Genomic DNA, 478 nt, shown 5'->3' on the forward strand with positions numbered 1-478 from the left:
CCGATACGCGCTCCACGATCGACCCTAGACCCGAGGCGATTTCGTCGATGTTACCCATCGCGTCGATCTTCTCGAGCACGCCGAGGGCCCCGTAGTGGGCGATCAGCGGTGCCGTCTGGGCGTGGTAGGCGACCAGCCTTGCCCGCGCCGTTTCGGCGTTGTCGTCGGCCCGGCGCTTGAACTCCGTGCCGCCGCATTTGTCGCAAACGCCCGCCTGGACGGGCAGTTTGAAGTCGTCATGATAGCCCTCGCCGCAGCTGCCGCAGGTATAGCGGCCCGCGACACGCTGGATCATGGCCTCGTCATCCACCTCGAGGCTGATCGCCGCGGTCACCCGCTGACCGGCCTCGGACAGAAGCGCATCGAGCGCCTCGGCCTGGCCCGCCGTGCGCGGGAAGCCGTCGAGGATCACCCCCGCGGTCACGTCCGGCTCGCCCAGGCGATCGCGCAGGATGTTCAGCACGATCTCGTCCGAGAC

General features: G+C 68.2%; 1 protein-coding gene. It reads right to left on the bottom strand.

Going from position 1 to position 478, the window contains the following annotated elements; all coding sequences use genetic code 11:
• Positions 1–478: adenylate kinase family protein (locus LZA78_RS17575; protein WP_233678170.1), on the bottom strand; the 478-nt coding region annotated here is incomplete at both ends.

The sequence above is a fragment of the Rhodobacter flavimaris genome (assembly GCF_021378075.1).
GTDB lineage: Bacteria > Pseudomonadota > Alphaproteobacteria > Rhodobacterales > Rhodobacteraceae > Rhodobacter > Rhodobacter flavimaris.